Below are 17,541 nucleotides of genomic sequence, written 5' to 3'. Positions count from 1 at the left end.
TCATCGTCCCAGGTGCGCCCCGCCGTTCACCGCCAGCACCTGCCCGGTGATGTGCCCGGCGTGCGGCGAGGCGAGAAACGCCACCAGCGCCGCCACGTCCTCCGGCGTACCCGCACGCCCGTTCTTGGTCTGCCCGATGAGGGTGTCGAGCCGCTCCGGCGTCATCGAGTCGCCGAAGAACTCCGTGTCGACGATCAACCCGGGCGACACCACGTTGGCCGTGATCCGCCTCTTCCCCAGCTCACCGGCCAGCTCCGCGGTCCACGCCTCCACCGCAGCCTTCGCGGCGCCGTAACTGCCACCACCCCGCCGCCCCGCGATCGAGCCGATGGTGATCACCCGCCCGTCGTCCGCGAGCCTCGGCGCCAACGCCTCCGTGACGAGCACCGCACTGACGACGTTCACTTCGTAGTTGGCAAGCCACCGCGTCTTGGTGTCCTCGTGCCCGATGTTCCCGCCCGCGTTGTTGACCAGAACATCCACCACCTCCGGCAGCTCGGCCAACGCCCTCTCGACCGCCTCCGGATCCGTGGCGTCGAAGGCAACGTGTCTCACACCCGGCACCTTCGCGAGCACCTCGGCCCGACGACCGGTGATGGTGACGTCGAGTCCTTGCTCGACCAGTGTGAGGGCGATGGCTCGGCCGATGCCCGTGCCGCCACCCGTGACCACCGCTGTGCGCATTGCACCCCCAGGCTGACGCAGGGGTACCCCCGAGTTGGGATCCCCTCGCAACCCAACTTACCCAGCACCACCGACAAGATCACGTCGCCGACCACGGCCGACCGCACGCACCGGGGTACGCCCGCGACGGCCGAGCCGCACCATCAAAGGCAACGCAAGCACCTACGCAACATGCGGCCGCCGTAAGCAACAGGCGTGCCATCTGCCCGCGTGTAGCGCCGGCCGGTCTTCGATCAGATTGACGGATTCCGGGGCGGAGCCCCGGAATCTTCAGAACGCGACCCGCCCAACGCGACGCGACCAGCCACCCGCAACCCGCGAGAACTCACCCGAGTCCTTGCCACCACCCGTCAACCTCCCCAGGAGCGTCGACATCAACCCGCTCCCCGGGCCGAGGCACCGCCAGCGTCAACCCCCGAGCCTTGGCCTCCCGCCACACCCGATCCACCGGCTCAGTCCACGGGTGCAGGGCGAGGTTGAACGTCGCCCAGTGCACGGGAATCAGCAACCCACCCCCGAGATCCTCGAACGCCTGAACCCCTTCCTCAGGCGTCATGTGGATATCAGGCCAAGCGTCCCCATAGGCCCCGACCTGCATCAACACCGCGTCGAACGGCCCGTGCGCGGCGCCGATCGCCCGGTAGCCGGGGAAGTACCCGGTGTCACCGCTGTAGAACACCGACCGCTCCCCACGAGCGATCACCCAGGAAGCCCACAGCGTCACGTTCCGCTGCACCGAACGCCCGGAAAAGTGTTGCGCCGCAGTGCAAGTGAGGGTGAACCCGTCGACCGAGTACGACTCGTCCCAGTCCAGCTCGACGATCCGAGCGGATGGCACGTCCCAGCGCCGCAGATGCGCACCCAGCCCCAGCGGCACCACGAACACGGCGGACGACCCCGCGACCAGGGCGTCCACGGTCGCCATGTCCAGGTGGTCGTAGTGATCGTGCGAGATCACCACGGCGCTCAAGGCGGGCAGATCCGACAGCTGGTGCGGCACCGGGTGCAGGCGGCGGGGGCCGACGTGGGCGGACGGGGAGACCCGGTCGCTCCACACGGGATCGAGCAGCACTGCGGCGCCGTCGATCTCGATCAGCGCGGACGCGTGGCCGTACCAGGTGATGTGCAGCCCGGTGGTCACCGGTGCGGACGGGCCCACCAGCGGGACGGCGGAGGACGGTTTGCGGTCCTCGCCGCCGAACACGAAGTCGCGCAACGAGAACGAGTCGCGGTCGGGGACCGTGCGGACTTCCTTGTCGTTGTGGAACTTGCCGTCGCGGTAGCGCGGTGAGCGCGACATCTCGACCGGATCCGGTTTGCCGCCCAGCTGTCTGGGGACGTCCCGCAACGCCCACGCCACCCCCGCGAACCCGAGCAGGCCGGCCAACGCCTTCTTCATGATGCGAATCCCTCTCCCTGACCCCGTGCTCGGTGCAACGCAGGGAATGGTCACCGAGTTCCGCTCGGCCTGCAGAACGATGAAGGGCTCCTTCATCCACCACAAGTGGAAGAAGGAGCCCTTCATCGACGAACCAGGACTACTCCAGGATGATCAACAGGTCGCCGCCCTCGACCTGCTGGGCTCCGCGCAACGCCAGGCGCCGCACGCGGCCCGCCTTCGGGGCGGTGATCGCCGCCTCCATCTTCATGGCCTCGATCGTCGCGACCGTCTGGCCGGCCTCGACCGAGTCGCCCTCGGCCACCGCCGCCGTCACCACGCCCGCGAACGGCGCCGCGACGTGGTTCGGGTTGCCGCGGTCGGCCTTCTCGGCGGCCGGGATGTCGGCCGCCACCGAACGGTCGCGGACCTGGATCGGGCGCAGCTGGCCGTTCAGGGTTGCCATGACCGTGCGGATGCCGCGCGCGTCCGCCTCGGAGATCGCCTCCAGGCCGATCAGGAGCCGCACACCCGGCTCCAGGTCGACGGAGTACTCCTCGCCGGGGCGCAGGCCGTAGAAGAAGTCCTTGGAGCGCAACACCGACGTGTCACCGTAGGCCTCGCGGTGAGCCAGGAACTCCTTCGTGGGCGCAGGGAACAGCAGCCGGTTCAGCGTCGCCCGCCGTGAGTCGACGAGGCCGGCCTCGTCCTCCGGCGAGAGCTCCTCGATCGGCTTCGGGGCCGGGCGGCCCGCCAGGGCCTTCGACCGGAACGGCTCCGGCCAGCCGCCGGGCGGGTCGCCCAGCTCGCCGTGCAGGAAGCCGATCACCGAGGCCGGGATGTCGTACTTGCCGGGGTCGGCCTCGAAGTCGGCGGGCGAGACGCCCGCGCCCACGAGGTGCAGCGCGAGGTCGCCGACGACCTTGGACGACGGCGTCACCTTCACCAGGTGACCGAGCATCCGGTCGGCCGCCGCGTACATGGACTCGATCTCCTCGAACTTCTCGCCCAGGCCCAGTGCGACGGCCTGGGTGCGCAGGTTCGAGAGCTGACCACCGGGGATCTCGTGGTGGTAGACGCGTCCGGTCGGGCCGGGGATGCCGGACTCGAACGGCGCGTAGATCTTGCGCACGGCCTCCCAGTACGGCTCGAGGTCGCACACGTTCTGCAGGTTCAGGCCCGTGGCGTGCTCGGTGTGGTCGGTCAGCGCCACGATCGACGACAGCGGCGGCTGCGACGTCGTGCCCGCCATCGACGCGGTCGCGCCGTCGATCGCGTCCACGCCCGCCTGGATCGCGGCCAGGTAGGTCGCGAGCTGGCCACCCGCGGTGTCGTGCGTGTGGAGGTGGACCGGAAGGTCGAACTCCTTGCGCAGCGCCGAGATCAGGCGCGCCGCGGCGGGGGCGCGCAGCAGGCCCGCCATGTCCTTCACGGCCAGCACGTGGGCGCCCGCGCCGACGATCTGCTCGGCCAGCTTCAGGTAGTAGTCCAGTGTGTACAGACGCTCGTCCGGGTCGGACAGGTCGCTCGTGTAGCAGAGCGCGACCTCGGCGACCGCCGTCCCGGTCTCGCGCACGGCCTCGATCGCCGGGCGCATCTGCTCGACGTCGTTCAGCGCGTCGAAGATCCGGAAGATGTCGATGCCGGTGTTCGTCGCCTCCTGCACGAACGCCTTGGTGACCGCCTCCGGGTACGGCGTGTAGCCGACCGTGTTGCGGCCGCGCAGCAGCATCTGCAGGTTGATGTTCGGCACGGCCTCGCGCAGCGCGGCGAGACGCTCCCACGGGTCCTCGGCGAGGAACCGCAGCGCCACGTCGTAGGTCGCGCCGCCCCAGCACTCCAGCGAGAGCAGCTCGGGCGTCATGCGCGCGACGTGCGGCGCGACGGCGAGCAGGTCCTTGGTGCGTACTCGGGTCGCGAGCAGCGACTGGTGCGCGTCGCGGAACGTCGTGTCCGTGACGCCGACGGCCCTGCTCTCCCGCAGCCACCGCGCGAAGCCCTCGGGGCCGAGCTCGACCAGCTTCTGCTTGGAACCGGCGGGCGGTTCGGCGTTCAGGTCGACGATCGGCAGCTTCTCGCGCGGGTCCACCGCGGTCGGACGGGTGCCGTTCGGGTGGTTGACCGTGACGTCGGCGAGGTAGGTCAGCAGGCGCGTGCCGCGGTCGGCCGAGTGGCGCGCGGTCAGCAGGTGCGGGCGCTTCTCGATGAACGACGTGGTGACGCGGCCCTCGTAGAAGTCCGGGTCGTCCAGCACGGCCTGGATGAACGGGATGTTCGTGGACACGCCGCGGATGCGGAACTCCGCGATCGCCCGGCGCGCACGCGCGACGGCGAGGGCGAAGGTGCGCCCGCGGCACGTGAGCTTCACGAGCATCGAGTCGAAGTGCGGGCTGATGGCCATGCCCGCGCCCGCCGTGCCGCCGTCGAGGCGGATGCCGGAACCACCGGGCGAGCGGTAGGCGCTGATCGTGCCGGTGTCCGGGCGGAACCCGTTGGCCGGGTCCTCCGTGGTGATGCGGCACTGCAGCGCCGCGCCGCGCAGCTGCACGGTGTCCTGCGAGAGGCCCAGGTCTTCGAGCGTCTCACCGGCGGCGATGCGCATCTGCGACTGCACGAGGTCGACGTCGGTCACTTCTTCGGTGACCGTGTGCTCGACCTGGATGCGCGGGTTCATCTCGATGAAGACGTAGTGGCCCTGCGGGTCGAGCAGGAACTCGACGGTGCCCGCGTTGCGGTAGCCGATGTGGCGCGCGAACTTCACGGCGTCGTTGCAGATGCGGTCGCGCAGCTCGGGGTCGAGGTTCGGCGCGGGCGCGATCTCGATGACCTTCTGGTGGCGCCGCTGCACGGAGCAGTCGCGCTCGAAGAGGTGGATCACGTTGCCCTGGCCGTCGGCGAGGATCTGCACCTCGATGTGACGCGGCTCGACCACGGCCTGCTCGAGGAACACGGTCGGGTCGCCGAACGCCGACTCGGCCTCGCGCGACGCGGCTTCGAGAGCCTCGCGCAGCGCGGCCGGGTCGTCGACCTTGCGCATGCCCCGGCCACCACCACCGGCGACGGCTTTGACGAACACGGGGAAGCGCATCGACTTCGACGCTTCGAGCAGCTCGTCGATGTCCGACGAGGGCGCGCTCGACTCCAGCACCGGCAGCCCGGCCTCGCGGGCGGCGGCGATCGCGCGCGCCTTGTTGCCCGTCAGCTCCAGCACCTCGGCGACGGGGCCGATGAACGTGAGGCCGGCCTCCCGGCACGCCATCGCGAGCTCCGGGTTCTCGGACAGGAAGCCGTAGCCCGGGTAGATCGCGTCGGCGCCGGCCTTGCGGGCAGCCTTGATGATCTCGTCGACGGACAGGTAGGCGCGGACGGGATGTCCGGGCTCGCCGATCTCGTAGGCCTCGTCCGCCTTCAACCGGTGCAGCGAGTTGCGGTCTTCATGAGGGAAAACGGCGACCGTTCCCGCGCCCAGTTCGTAGGCGGCTCGGAACGCGCGAATCGCGATCTCGCCGCGGTTGGCGACAAGAACCTTGCGGAACATCCGTAGCCCTCCCGGAGTTACTCGACGGTCAGTTCGGGCACGTTACCGTGCGACTCTTGCCTGTTGGGAGGACTGTCTCACGTGATGGGTGTCATCGTGATCGGTCTTGCTCGTGAGGATTCTCGCGGTTTGGAAGCTAGGTTGATACCCACCACCCGGTCAGACTGCGGCCGGTAGTGGGATTAACCAGATCGAGTGACGATCTTGATAACCATCTCGGTAGGGTGAGCCATATGGCCGGGGCTGATGGAGCCGGGCAGCCTACTGCCCGCACACCGCATTTCGACGTTGTCCTCCGTGGTTACAACCAGCGACAGGTGAACGAACGAGTCACCCGGCTGGAGTTCGACCTCAAGAACTCGAACCGCGCCAGAGACGCCGCGGCCGCGCAGGTCGCGGAGCTCACCAAGGTGCTCAACGCGACGCGCGCCGAGCTCGACAAGACCAAGATGCAGCTGTCGAACCTCGCCAACAGCCCCGTCAGCGCGTCGAACGTCACCGAGCGTGTTCGCGTGATGATGTCGCTCGCCGAGGAAGAGATCGCGGACATCCGCAAGGACGCCCTCGACAAGGCGGCCGCCACGCGCGCCGAGGCCGAGAAGTGGGCGGCCGACCAGCGCGAGCAGCACAACCGCCTGCTCGCGGAGACCGAGGCCCGCCGCAAGCAGCTGGAAGTCGCCCACCAGCAGCGCACGACCGAGCTCGAGAAGCAGTTCGGCGAGCGCAGGGCCGAGCTGGAGGCCGAGCACGAGGCGCTGCGCACGAAGCTCGTCGCCGAGCACGAGGCCCTGGTCGCCGAGGTGCGCGCGGAAGCAGAGCGCGTGGCCGCCGAGTTCGACAAGAAGTCGGCCGACCTGGACGCCCGCCGCGTGGAGCTCGACGCCAAGTACAAGGCGTACCACGACGAGCTGGACAAGGAGTACGACGGCCTCAAGGCGACGCTGACCGCCGAGCACAAGAAGGTGCTCGCGGACGCGCAGGCCGAGGCCGAGCGGATCGCCGCCGAGGCCGAGGCCACCCGCGTCGAGGCGATGCAGAAGCTCGACGACGCGCTCAAGACCAAGCAGGCGGAGGCCGAGAAGGCGATCGCCGAGCTGGAGGCCGAGTCGCTGGCCCGCGCGGAGAAGACCACCGCCGACGCGACCGCGCAGGCGACCGCCCTGGTCAACGCGGCGGAGGAGAAAGCGGCGACCACCCTGCGCGAAGCCTCCGAGAAGGCCACGACGACCGTCGCCGAGGCCGAGAAGAAGGCCGCGAACACCGTGCGGGAGGCCGACGAGAAGGCCACCACGTTGGTTCGGGATGCCGAAGCCAGGACGTCGGCTCTGGTCCGCGAGGCCGAGGAGAAGTCGGCGGCCGCCGTGGCCCGGTCCGACCAGCGCGCGGCCGCCGCGGCCGACCGGGAGGCCTCACTGCGGGCGGCGCACGACAACCTCGCGAAGCAGTTCCACGCCGCGCAGGCCGCGGTCGAGGCGGCGATGTCGGTGCTGAAGCCGCTGGAGGACGCGCCCGCCGCCGAGGAGACCGGCGAGCCCAAGACCGAGCAGCTGCCGAAGCCGCGGCAGAACTGAGCTCAGGTCGTTCGGAAGGAACGGCGGCAGGCTGCACGTGGCCCAGCCCGTGTGACGCCTGCCGCCCGCCACGTCGGCGAGCCCGATCAGCGCCCCGGCGGGGCGGTCGTTCTGGCAGTGGTCGTCGTGTGCGACCGGCGCGGGCACCTCGTACCAGCCGGGGTCACCCAGTCTGTGCCGCACTCCGACAGGTACTCCCACGTCTGGTCGGCGTCCCGGCTGCGCCAAATCCGCGGCACCGGTCCAAATGCTGCGGAGCGGAAGGCGGCTAGGTCTTCTCCAGGAAGTCCGCCCGTTCCTCCGTCAGCAGCGTGGCCACCATGCCCGCCAGGCCGGGGTGCTTCTCCAGGTCCGGGTCGGCGTCCACGAACTGCTGGGCTGCCGTGCGGGCGTCGGCGATGATGTCCTCGTCGCGCAGCAAGGACAGCATCTTGAGCGCCGAGCGGCGGCCTGACTGGGCGGCGCCGAGGATGTCGCCCTCGCGGCGGAGCTCGAGGTCGAGCTGGGCCAGTTCGAAACCGTCCAGAGTGGACTCGACCGCGCGGAGGCGTTCCATCGTGGCGGTCATCTCCGGCATCTCGGTGACGAGCAGGCAGAGGCCGGGGGCGCTGCCTCGGCCCACGCGGCCGCGGAGCTGGTGGAGCTGGGAGACGCCGAAGCGGTCGGCGTCCATGATGGCCATGACGGTGGCGTTCGGGACGTTGACGCCCACCTCGATGACCGTGGTGGCGACGAGGACCTGGACCTCGTTCGCCGCGAAGGCGCGCATCACCGCGTCCTTCTCGTCGGGGGGCATGCGGCCGTGCAGGATTTCCACGCGGAGGCCGCGCAACGGGCCCTGCACCAGCATGTTCGCCACGTCGATCACGGACAGCGCCGGGCGCTTGTCCTCGTCGTCCGACTTCGCGGGTTCCTCGTCACCGATGCGCGGGCAGACGAAGTAGGCCTGGTGGCCGGCGGCCACCTCCTCGCGGACGCGGGCGAACGCCCGGTCCAGCCAGGCCGGTTTCTCTCGGACGGGGACGACCGAGGTCTTGATCGGCGAGCGGCCGCCGGGGAGTTCGCGCAGGGCCGAGACTTCCAGGTCGCCGTAGACGGTCATGGCGACCGTGCGCGGGATCGGGGTCGCGGTCATCACCAGGACGTGCGGGTTCTCGACGGCGCCGCGGGCCGACAGCGCGGCACGTTGCTCCACGCCGAAGCGGTGTTGCTCGTCGACGACGACGAGGCCCAGCGAGTGGAACTCCACCTTGTCCTGGATGATCGCGTGCGTGCCGACGACGATGCCCGCCTCGCCGGTCACGATGTCGAGCAACGCCTGGCGGCGCTGGGCCGTGTTCATCGAGCCCGTCAGCAGCGTCACGCGCGTCGCGTTCTCCGCGCCGCCGAGCTGGCCCGCTTGGGCGAGGTCGCCGAGCATCTCCTGCAACGAGCGGGCGTGTTGTGCCGCAAGGACTTCCGTGGGCGCGAGCATCGCGGACTGACGGCCCGCGTCGACGGCCTGCAACATGGCTCGCAACGCGACCATGGTCTTCCCACTACCGACCTCCCCCTGCAGCAGGCGGTTCATCGGCACGACCGAAGCCAGGTCGGAGGCGATCTGCTCACCTACCGCGACCTGGCCGGCGGTCAGCTTGAACGGCAGCCGCGCGTCGAAGGCGTCGAGGATGCCGCCGGACCGGCGCGCGCACGACGGCGCGGGACGGGCCGTGGAGGCCTTGCGGCGCTGGGCCAGCGTCAGCTGCACGGCCAGCGCCTCGTCCCACTTCAGCCGTTGCTGCGCCACGGCGATCTGGGCCCAGCTCTCCGGGCGGTGGATGGCCCGCAGCGCCTCCTCCAGGCCGATCAGACCGTGCTCGGCGCGGAAGTCGTCGGGCAGCGGGTCGTTGGGCACGCCGTCCCAGATCTCCAGCAGCTGCTTGACGCAGTTGGCGATGTTCCAGGTGTTGATGTGCTGCGACGCCGGGTAGACGGGCAGGAACGCCTGCAGGAACGACGATCCGTCCTGCTCGGGGGTGAGGATCTCGAACGCCGGGTGCACCAGCTGCAGGTTCTGCCGGTAGCGGCCGACCTTGCCGGCGAACAGGGCCCGCGTGCCGGGCAGGAGCTCCTGCTCCGCCACGAACGCCACCTTGCCGAAGAAGACCAGGTGCAGTTCGGACGTGCCGTCCGTGATCACCGCTTCGGTCATGTGGCCGTGCCTGGCCTTCATGCGCCGCTTGGTGCACTTGCGGACCTCGGCCTGGACGGTGACGTGCTCGTCGATTTCCAGGGACCTGATGTCGGTCAGCTTCCCGCGTTCGTCGTAGCGGCGCGGGTAGTGGCGCAGCAGGTCGCCGACCGTCGTGAGGCCGAGGCCGGTCTCCAGTGCGTCGGCGGTCTTCTTGCCGAGCAACGGCTGCAGCTTGTCGTCGAAGGAGATCATCGTGTCCCCATTGAACTACTCGACACCGACAAAAATGACCGTGTCGGGCTGGCCGCCCGGATAGGCCGTCACCTCGACCTCCGGATGGGTGACCCGCAGATGGTCCTCCACCACGTCGGCGAGGCCGTCCGGGGCGTCGGCGCCCAGGATCACCGTCACCAGCTCACCGCCACCGGTCAGCATGCGGTCGACCAGGCGGCAGGACAGGTCCAGCACCGACTCCGGCGACGAGGGACCGGGCTCGATCAGCACGACCTCGCCGTCCAGCATGCCCAGCAGGTCGCCGGGCTGGCAGCGGCCGACCCAGGTGATGGCTTCGTCGGCGGCGATCGACAGCTCACCGCGCCGCGTTGCGGCCGCGGCTTCGGCCATGGCGACAACATCGTCACCGGCACGCCGTGAGGAGTCGTGGACGGCCAAGGCGGCGAGGGCCTGCACGGGTGAGAACGTTGGCACGACTACTACGTCCTGCCCTGCGGCCTGTGCGTACGCCACGGCTTCGTCCAAAGCCTCGCGGATGTCCGGATCGCCCGGCAGAACCGCCACGTGACGCGCGCGCGTCGACACGATGGCCGACAACAAGTCCGTGGGTGTGGCAGAAGAAGAGGCAAGGTCGAACACCGTGGCGCCCTCCGCGCGGAACAGGTCCACGGCACCGCTCACGACCACCACGATCGCCCGGTCGCGCACGAACCGCGACGCCTGCGCGGCGATCTGGTCGGCGAACCGCGCCACCGTGATCCGGTGTGGACGCCCAGCGCGCACACCCGCCTCGATGGCCGCGCCGATGTCGTTGCAGTGCACGTGCACGGTCCACAGTGAAGCGCCGTCACCGACGACCGACACGCAGTCGCCGAGCAGGTTCAACGACGCGCGCAGCTCAAGAGCCTCCTCCTCCGAGGTGCTGTCGAGCAGGTACATGACCTCGTACTCGAACTCAGAGGAGCCGCTCTCGCGCTCGGTCGTCAGCGACTCGGGTGTGCGCGGCAGCAGTGGCGCGTCCACCGGGGTTTCCACGGCCTGACCGGTGATCACCGCGGCCAGTGTGTCCAACAGCACAACGAGACCGCGCCCACCGGCGTCGACCACCCCGGCCTTGGCCAGCACCGCGAGTTGTCGAGGCGTGTCGGCCAACGCCACGGCACCCGCGCGCGCGGCCGCCATCACCACCTCGTCGAGCTCGTCTGACGAGCAGTCGCGCGCGGCCTCGGCAGCGGCGTGCAGCACGGACAGCACGGTGCCGGGAACCGGCTTGGACACCGCAGCGGTGGCGAGCTCGTCCGAGCGCTGCAGGGCCTTGCGCAGCGCGGACCCGGTGACGACCGAGACCTCCTGCACGGATTCCGCCAGTCCCCTGAGCACCTGCGAGAGGATCACGCCGGAGTTCCCGCGCGCCCCGGCGAGCGCGCCCCTGGCCAACGCGGACAACGCGTCACCGACCGTGGAGATGGGCGAACGCAGCAGCGCGTCCAGCGCCGACTGCATCGTGTGCAGCAGGTTGGTGCCCGTGTCACCATCGGGTACGGGAAAGACGTTGATCTGGTCGATCGACTCCCGGTTGGCGTCCAACGACCGCACGCACGCGTCCGCCCACCTGCGCACCGCGACCGCATCCATGACCTGCATGGCGGCGAGAGTATCCACCCGGTTTGGTCGCGGGTGAGGCCACCGGCTACCCTGATTGGGTTGCCGTGCCCGGTTGAGGCTTGTGCACGCTTGCGCGCCCACCGGGACGCGAGACACCCGCTTGAGGAACCTGAAGGAGTGGCTGACGTGGCTGCCGTGTGCGACGTCTGTGGCAAGGGGCCGGGCTTCGGCCATTCGGTTTCGCACTCCCAGCGGAAGACGAACCGCCGCTGGAACCCGAACATCCAGTCTGTGCGCGCGAAGGTCTCGGCCTCGCAGCGCCAGCGGATCAACGTGTGCACCTCCTGCCTGAAGGCAGGCAAGGTCGTGCGCGGCTGATCACCGCCACAGAGCAGAACCCAGAAGAGCCCGGCTTCGGCCGGGCTCTTCTGTTTTTCCGGAACATCCATACGAGACATGTAGTTGACTCGCCAATCAAGACGATGTTGAAACTGTCACGAAGTTTGACTTACGTTTGACCACGTGCGAGTCCTGGTGACCAGCTGCCCCGGTTTTGGGCATCTGTATCCGCTTATTCCACTGAGCTGGGCGTTGACCAACGCCGGGCATGACGTGCTGCTCGCGTTGCCGGACCAGTTCGCCCAGGTGGGAGCCACCACCGGCCTCCAGGCCGCAGCGGTGGGACCGGTGTCGATCCGGGAAGTCTTCGCGAACTCGAATCACGCCCTCTATTCCGGAAATGTGACCGAAGCTCTGATCGAGCACGTCACCGAGCATTACGCGAAAATCACCCGTTTCACGGTCTCCAACGTGATCGGCCTGGCCGAGAGATGGCGCCCGGATGCCGTGATGCACACGCCATGGGAGTACGCGGGACCGATCGCCGCCGCACGACTCGGTGTTCCGCTCGTCCGGCACACCTGGGGTGTCGCGCTGCCGGCGGAGCTCGCACCGGCCGAAGCCGAGACGCTCGCACCGGTGCACCGTGAACATGGGTTCCCCGACGACCCGGCACTCGAAGTGGACGTCTGCCCGCCCGCGCTGCAGTACCCGGACGCGCCGTCGGGCCTGCCGATGGCCTACACCGCCTACAACGGCTCCGGCGTTCTCCCCTCGTGGCTGTTCGACCCGCGCACCGGGCCGAGGATCTGCGTGACGCTCGGCAGCGTGCCAGTCCCCGGCGGAGAGCACGACCGCGTGCTGCGCACGGTGCTCCGCGGACTCGAGAAGATCAACGCGGAGGTGTTGGTCATCACGGGCGGCGGGGCGCTCGATCCCGGCACCGTGCCCGCGAACACCCGCGTCGTGGACTGGGTTCCTCTCAACCAGGTGCTGAAGGTGTGTGACGCCGTGGTGCACCACGGCGGGTCGGGCACGACCATGACCTCGCTGCACGCGGGCCTGCCGCAGCTCGCGTTGCCGCAGATGTGCGACCAGCACCGCCACGCGGACCGGGCGGAAGCCGTCGGCGCCGCCGCCAAACTCGTCGGAGACGACATCACCGCGGAGTCCGTCCGCGACCACGTGCAACGGCTGCTGGGCGACCCGGCACCGCGCGTGGCCGCGGAGAAGATCCGCGACGAGATGCGGGCACTGCCGCCACCCGCAGCCGTCGTCTCCTCCCTCACCGCCCTAGTGGAGGCGCAGTCGTGAAGACAGTCGTGGTGACCGGCGCAGGTGGTTTCATCGGCTCGCACGTGGTGGAAACGCTGCTGAGCACCGACACCCGCGTGATCGCCTTGTACCGCACGGACCCACCACCGCTCACCGCGCCGAACCTCCAGACGTTCCCGCTCGACCTGCGTGACGAGAACGAGCTCCGGGCGGTGCTGCGCTACGCGGCACCCAACGCCCACACAGTGATCCACACGGCGGCGATGGACGGCAACGCCGCGTTCAAGCGCGACAACACCGCCCTCATCTTCGACACCAACCTGCGCATCGGCTCGAACGTGCTGAACTGCGCGCGTGACTGCGGCGTCGAAAACGTCGTCCTGGTGAGCTCCGCCGAGGCATCGGTGGAGTCGGACAACGGTTACGCGCTCTCGAAGTCAGTGGTCGAACTGCTGGCCGAGCAGTACCGCAAGCAGTACGGCATGCGGATCTTCCTGCCGCGCCCGTCGAACGTCTACGGCCCGCGCGACCGGGTCCACCGGGTGATCCCCGCGATGATCAGCCGGATCACCTCCGGCCAGGAGATCGAGATCTGGGGCGACGGTTCACAGACGCGGTCGTTCGTGCACGTGCGCGACGTCGTCGCGGCGATCCTGCAGATGGTCGCCCAGAACACCGAGGACGTGCTGACCGTCGCGACGCGCGAAACGATCTCGATCCTCGACCTGGCTCGCACCCTCTGCGCGCTCCTGGACGCACCGGAACGGGTGCGGCTCGATCTCACCAAACCGACCGGCGCCGCACCGCGACCGTTGGACACGACGCGGATGTACGAGCTGGTGAGCCCGCGGCCGTTGCGTCAGGGGCTCCGCGAAACCGTGTCCTGGTACCGGTCGATGCCGCCGTTGGCGGCCTGACGGCGCAGCGCCCGCACCACGAACACCAGGCAGGCCGCACCGCTGAGCAGCGCGCCCGCGCCACCGAGCGCGAACACCGTCTGCGGCCCCATGACCAGCAACAACACCCCTGCCGCCGCGGTCCCGAGCAGGTTCGCGCCGGTGACCATCGACCCGACCGCGGCGAACGCCCGGCCGCGTATCTCCTCGGGCGTGCGCAGCCGGACAAGGGCGTTCATGGTGACGTTGATGACGCCGTTGCACACACCGCCGATCAACCAGCCGGTCCCGGCGGTCACGACGTACGGCAACGTCGCCGGAATCAACACCGCGATCCCGGTCGTGACACCGGAGACGGCCAGCGAGCAGGCGACCTGGGCGACGGTCCGCAACCGCGCGGCCAGCCGGTTGCCGACGATGATCCCGACCATCCAGCACGTCTGCAGCGCGCCGAGCACGAACTCGTCACCGTGCAGCACGAACCGGACGAACGCGGGGTCCGCCACGTTGATCACCACAGTCGCGCCGACGAAGAACGCCAGCCCGATGATCGCCGCGAACAGCACGGGATCCCGCCGGACGTGCCGGATGCCCGCGAGTGCGCTCGGCCGCGTCTCGTGCCCGCCCGACGGCCCGCGTTCCGACCGCACGAACGCCAGCAGCGCCGCGTAGCCGAGGAACGTGCCGCCGTCGATCAGCATCGCGGCGGGGTGCCCGAAGATCCCGGCGAGCACCATGCCACCGGTGGCGCCCGCGATGTTGCCGGCACTGCGCGCGGTGCCCAGCCACGCATAGCCGCGGGTCGACTCTTCCTCGCCCGCGATGTGCGGGACCAGGGCCGAGATCGCGGGCTGGGCGACCGCACGACCGCAGCCGGACAGGAACACCAGCGCCACGACGAACACCGGCCGGCCCATCAGGGGCGCGATGGCCGTGATAGCGGCGCCTTGGCACAGCAACGCGATGATCAGCAGGCGGCGGTTGGGCAGCCGGTCGACGAGGGCACCGGCCAGCGGCGCGCCGAGCACGAGCGGCAGCAGTTCGGCCACCAGGATCGCGGCCACCAGCAGCGAGCTGATCGGCGTCGCCCAGAACAGCAGCACGAGCAACGACAACGCGTTGCCGAACTCGGAGACGGCCGCTCCCGCGGCCGTCAACCAGAGGTCACGTCCAGCTCGCCGAACTACGGCAGCTTCCAGTCGATCGGCTCCGCGCCCTGCTTCTCCAGCAGCTCGTTGGCGCGGCTGAACGGCTTCGAGCCGAAGAACCCGGCGTGCGCGGAAAGCGGCGACGGGTGCGCGGACTCGATGCAGGGCAACGGTTCGAGCAACGGGCGCAGGTTGCGCGCGTTGCGGCCCCACAGGATCGAGACCAACGGTGCGTCACGCGCCGCCAGCGCCTTGATCGCCTGCTCGGTCACGGCCTCCCAGCCCTTGCCCTGGTGGGAGTTGGCCTTGCCGGGCTGCACGGTCAGCGCCCTGTTGAGCAGCAGCACGCCGCGCTCGGCCCACGGGGTCAGGTCGCCGTTGGAGGGCAGCGGGTGACCGAGGTCCTCCGCGTACTCCTTGTAGATGTTGACCAGCGACTTCGGGATCGGCCGCACGTCGGGGGCGACGGAGAACGACAGGCCGACCGCGTGGCCGGGCGTCGGGTACGGGTCCTGCCCGACGATGAGCACCTTCACCTGGTGGAACGGCTGCTTGAAAGCGCGCAGCACGTTCTCGCCGGAGGGGAGGTAGGTGCGGCCGGCGGCGACCTCCGCGCGCAGGAACTCACCCATGGCGGCGATCTGGTCGGCAACGGGGGCGAGAGCTTCAGCCCAGCCGGCTTCGACAACTTCGTTGAGGGGACGAGCCACGGCTGTGAACCCTATCTCAATCCAAACGGCGCAGCTTCTCCCGGTACAAACCGATGTTCTGCACATATTTCTCGACGATGAACGCCCAGGCCCGTTCTGGCACAACATGTCCAGCACGCTCGCGGGCCGGAACTCCAAGAACCATCGTGCGTTCGCGAACATGGCCGTCGAACGAGACCACCGCGCCGGCGCCGACGATCGCGCCCTTCTCGACGATGGAGCCGTTGAGCACCACCGAACCTGACGCGATCAGGCAGTCGTCCGCGATGGTCGCGCCTTCGATGTGCACGTTGTGGCCGATGACGCACGACGAACCGATGTGCACCGGGTGGACCTCGGTGCAGTGGATCACCGTGCCGTCCTGGATCGACGTGCGCTCGTCGACGACGATGCGGCCGTAGTCGCCGCGCAGCACCGCTTGAGGCCACACCGACGAGAACGCGCCGATGCGCACGTCGCCGATCACCGTCGCATCCGGGTGCACGTACGCGTCCGGGTGGATCTGCGGCGTGTACTCCCCCAACGCATAGATGGCCATGCGCCCGAACCTACAACGGCTTCCCGAAGCAGCGGCTCTCCGGGTGGTCGCGGTAGACGCCGAAGTTCTCGATCCGCTTGTAGCCGCTGGAGAGGTACAGGCCGATCGCCTCGGGCTGACGCATGCCGGTTTCCAGCACCATTCGCCGATGGCCGGCCTCGCGCGCGGTGTCCTCCAGGTTCGCGAGAACCAGCCGCGAAAGCCCACGGCCGCGCAGCGATTCCGCGACGTACATGCGCTTGATCTCGGCTGCGCCGTCCTCGGAGTGCGCGCGCCAGCCACCGCACGCGACGGGCACGCCGTCGAGGTAGCCGACGACGAAGTAGCCGAGTGGCGCGGCGAACTGCGCCGGGTCGACCGGAGTGATGTCCTCGTCGCCGTAGCGCTCGACGAAGACCTGCTGCAGGTCGGCGATCAGCTTGACCGAGTCCGGATGGTCATACGCTCGCGTGCATAGTTCCACATCGACCAGTTTACGCGCGCCAATGCTCCCAGCCAGGGGGTTTTTCGTACGTCCTGCCGTCGACCGTCACGCCTTCACCGGCGCGGACCGTGCCGATCGTCGTCCAGCCCTCCGGCACCGCCTTCGGTCCCGGGAACGTCGCCGCGAGGGCGTGGTCCTCGCCTCCGGTCAACGCCCAGTGCCGCGCGTCACCGCCGAGCGCCGACGCCACGTCCAGCAGGCGCGGGTGCAACGGCAGCAGGTCGGTGCGGATGTCGATCGCGACGCCCGACGAGTCCGCGATGTGGCCGAGGTCCTGCAGCAGACCGTCCGAGACGTCGATCATCGACGTGGCACCGGCCTCCGCCGCCTTGGGCCCCTCCTCGTACGGCGGCTCCGGGGTGCGCTGGGCGTTGACGATGCCGACCGGCGAGCGGAACCCGCGGCCGAGCACGGCCAGTCCCGCGGCCGCCCAGCCGAGCCGTCCGGTCACCGCCACGACGTCGCCGACGAGCGCGCCGGACCGCGTGACCGGCTCAAGTCCGTTCATGTCCCCCATCGCGGTGATCGAGATCACCAGTGTGGCGGAGCTGACCATGTCACCGCCGACGACGCCCGCGCCGGCCTTGGCCGCCTCCTCCCACAGGCCCGACATGATCCCCTGGATCGTGGCCGCGGGCGTGTCCGCCGGGCACGCGATCCCGACGAGCAGACCGGACGGCAGCGCCCCCATGGCGACGACGTCGGCGAGGTTCACCGCGGCCGCTTTTCGGCCCACCTGCTCGGGTGTGGACCAGTCGAGTCTGAAGTGGACACCCTCGACCAGCACGTCCATGGAGGCGACGACCCGACCGTCCGGAACGGCCACCACGGCCGCGTCGTCACCGGGACCGAGGATGGTCGTCTCGGGTTGCGCCCGACCGGTCGTCACCCGGTGGATGAGATGGAACTCACCCACTTCGGCGACCGTCTCCGCGTCGCGCGGCGGCTCCGGACGCAAAGTTGCCTCC

Annotated in this window: 14 protein-coding genes; 4 read left to right on the top strand and 10 right to left on the bottom strand. The window is 69.6% G+C overall.

Annotated features, from left to right (window positions below):
• The 3 genes from ABZV40_RS22005 to ABZV40_RS21995 form a co-directional block, all read right to left on the bottom strand.
• On the bottom strand, positions 1-684 hold the full coding sequence (locus tag ABZV40_RS22005) for an SDR family oxidoreductase (RefSeq protein WP_355444379.1): 684 nt from the start codon (positions 682-684) through the stop codon (positions 1-3).
• A 325-nt stretch (positions 685-1,009) separates the two neighbouring features.
• Entirely contained in the window at positions 1,010-2,083 is a 1,074-nt protein-coding gene (locus ABZV40_RS22000; RefSeq protein ID WP_355444376.1) for an MBL fold metallo-hydrolase, read from the bottom strand.
• A gap of 139 nt (positions 2,084-2,222) precedes the next feature.
• A complete protein-coding gene (locus ABZV40_RS21995; RefSeq protein ID WP_355444373.1) occupies positions 2,223-5,600 on the bottom strand; it encodes a pyruvate carboxylase in 3,378 nt (1,125 codons plus the stop codon).
• 317 nt (positions 5,601-5,917) lie between these two features.
• Here ABZV40_RS21995 and ABZV40_RS21990 point away from each other — a divergent pair, with 317 nt between their 5' ends.
• Positions 5,918-7,171, top strand: coding sequence for a hypothetical protein (locus ABZV40_RS21990; protein WP_355444370.1), 1,254 nt, complete (start codon positions 5,918-5,920; stop codon positions 7,169-7,171).
• Positions 7,172-7,439: 268 nt separating this feature from the next.
• Here ABZV40_RS21990 and recG read toward each other — a convergent pair whose 3' ends face one another.
• Entirely contained in the window at positions 7,440-9,596 is a 2,157-nt protein-coding gene (gene recG, locus ABZV40_RS21985; RefSeq protein WP_355444367.1) for an ATP-dependent DNA helicase RecG, read from the bottom strand.
• A gap of 15 nt (positions 9,597-9,611) precedes the next feature.
• Positions 9,612-11,222 carry a DAK2 domain-containing protein gene (locus ABZV40_RS21980; RefSeq protein WP_355444364.1) on the bottom strand — a complete coding sequence of 537 codons (1,611 nt, stop codon included), beginning with the start codon at positions 11,220-11,222 and terminating at the stop codon, positions 9,612-9,614.
• 147 nt (positions 11,223-11,369) lie between these two features.
• On the opposite strand from ABZV40_RS21980, the gene rpmB reads away from it, so the two are divergent.
• The 3 genes from rpmB to ABZV40_RS21965 all read left to right on the top strand — a co-directional run bounded on the left by rpmB (position 11,370) and on the right by ABZV40_RS21965 (position 13,714).
• Positions 11,370-11,561: a 50S ribosomal protein L28 gene (gene rpmB, locus ABZV40_RS21975; RefSeq protein WP_030467945.1), complete on the top strand. Its 192-nt coding sequence runs from the start codon at positions 11,370-11,372 to the stop codon at positions 11,559-11,561.
• A 144-nt stretch (positions 11,562-11,705) separates the two neighbouring features.
• Positions 11,706-12,836, top strand: coding sequence for a nucleotide disphospho-sugar-binding domain-containing protein (locus ABZV40_RS21970; protein WP_355444361.1), 1,131 nt, complete (start codon positions 11,706-11,708; stop codon positions 12,834-12,836).
• Positions 12,833-13,714, top strand: coding sequence for an NAD-dependent epimerase/dehydratase family protein (locus tag ABZV40_RS21965; protein WP_355444358.1), 882 nt, complete (start codon positions 12,833-12,835; stop codon positions 13,712-13,714). Before ABZV40_RS21970 ends, ABZV40_RS21965 begins: the two co-directional genes overlap by 4 nt.
• On the opposite strand, the gene ABZV40_RS21960 is transcribed toward ABZV40_RS21965, so the two are convergent.
• The 5 genes from ABZV40_RS21960 to ABZV40_RS21940 are packed head-to-tail and all read right to left on the bottom strand — an operon-like array spanning position 13,657 to position 17,531.
• On the bottom strand, positions 13,657-14,850 hold the full coding sequence (locus ABZV40_RS21960) for an MFS transporter (protein ID WP_355444355.1): 1,194 nt from the start codon (positions 14,848-14,850) through the stop codon (positions 13,657-13,659). The genes ABZV40_RS21965 and ABZV40_RS21960 overlap by 58 nt on opposite strands.
• Positions 14,851-14,876: 26 nt before the next feature.
• Positions 14,877-15,551, bottom strand: a complete 675-nt coding sequence (locus ABZV40_RS21955; RefSeq protein WP_355444353.1) for a uracil-DNA glycosylase — start codon at positions 15,549-15,551, stop codon at positions 14,877-14,879.
• 16 nt (positions 15,552-15,567) lie between these two features.
• Complete coding sequence (locus tag ABZV40_RS21950) at positions 15,568-16,089, bottom strand: gamma carbonic anhydrase family protein (RefSeq protein ID WP_355444350.1); 522 nt, start codon at positions 16,087-16,089, stop codon at positions 15,568-15,570.
• Between the two features lie 10 nt (positions 16,090-16,099).
• A complete protein-coding gene (locus tag ABZV40_RS21945; RefSeq protein ID WP_355444347.1) occupies positions 16,100-16,552 on the bottom strand; it encodes a GNAT family N-acetyltransferase in 453 nt (150 codons plus the stop codon).
• Between the two features lie 10 nt (positions 16,553-16,562).
• Positions 16,563-17,531 carry a thiamine-phosphate kinase gene (locus tag ABZV40_RS21940; protein ID WP_355444344.1) on the bottom strand — a complete coding sequence of 323 codons (969 nt, stop codon included), beginning with the start codon at positions 17,529-17,531 and terminating at the stop codon, positions 16,563-16,565.
• Positions 17,532-17,541: the final 10 nt, after the last annotated feature.

Source organism: Lentzea sp. NPDC004782 (assembly GCF_040609115.1).
GTDB lineage: Bacteria > Actinomycetota > Actinomycetes > Mycobacteriales > Pseudonocardiaceae > Lentzea.
The sequence above is the reverse complement of the archived record's forward strand: the minus strand, read 5'-3'. Positions and strand labels throughout refer to the sequence as shown.

Coding starts and splice junctions, on each gene's coding strand:
- ABZV40_RS21950 (WP_355444350.1), bottom strand. CDS start 16,089: ATGGCCATCTATGCGTTGGGGGAGTACACGCCGCAGATCCACCCGGAC.
- ABZV40_RS21995 (WP_355444373.1), bottom strand. CDS start 5,600: ATGTTCCGCAAGGTTCTTGTCGCCAACCGCGGCGAGATCGCGATTCGC.
- ABZV40_RS22005 (WP_355444379.1), bottom strand. CDS start 684: ATGCGCACAGCGGTGGTCACGGGTGGCGGCACGGGCATCGGCCGAGCC.
- ABZV40_RS22000 (WP_355444376.1), bottom strand. CDS start 2,083: ATGAAGAAGGCGTTGGCCGGCCTGCTCGGGTTCGCGGGGGTGGCGTGG.
- recG (WP_355444367.1), bottom strand. CDS start 9,596: ATGATCTCCTTCGACGACAAGCTGCAGCCGTTGCTCGGCAAGAAGACC.
- ABZV40_RS21980 (WP_355444364.1), bottom strand. CDS start 11,222: ATGCAGGTCATGGATGCGGTCGCGGTGCGCAGGTGGGCGGACGCGTGC.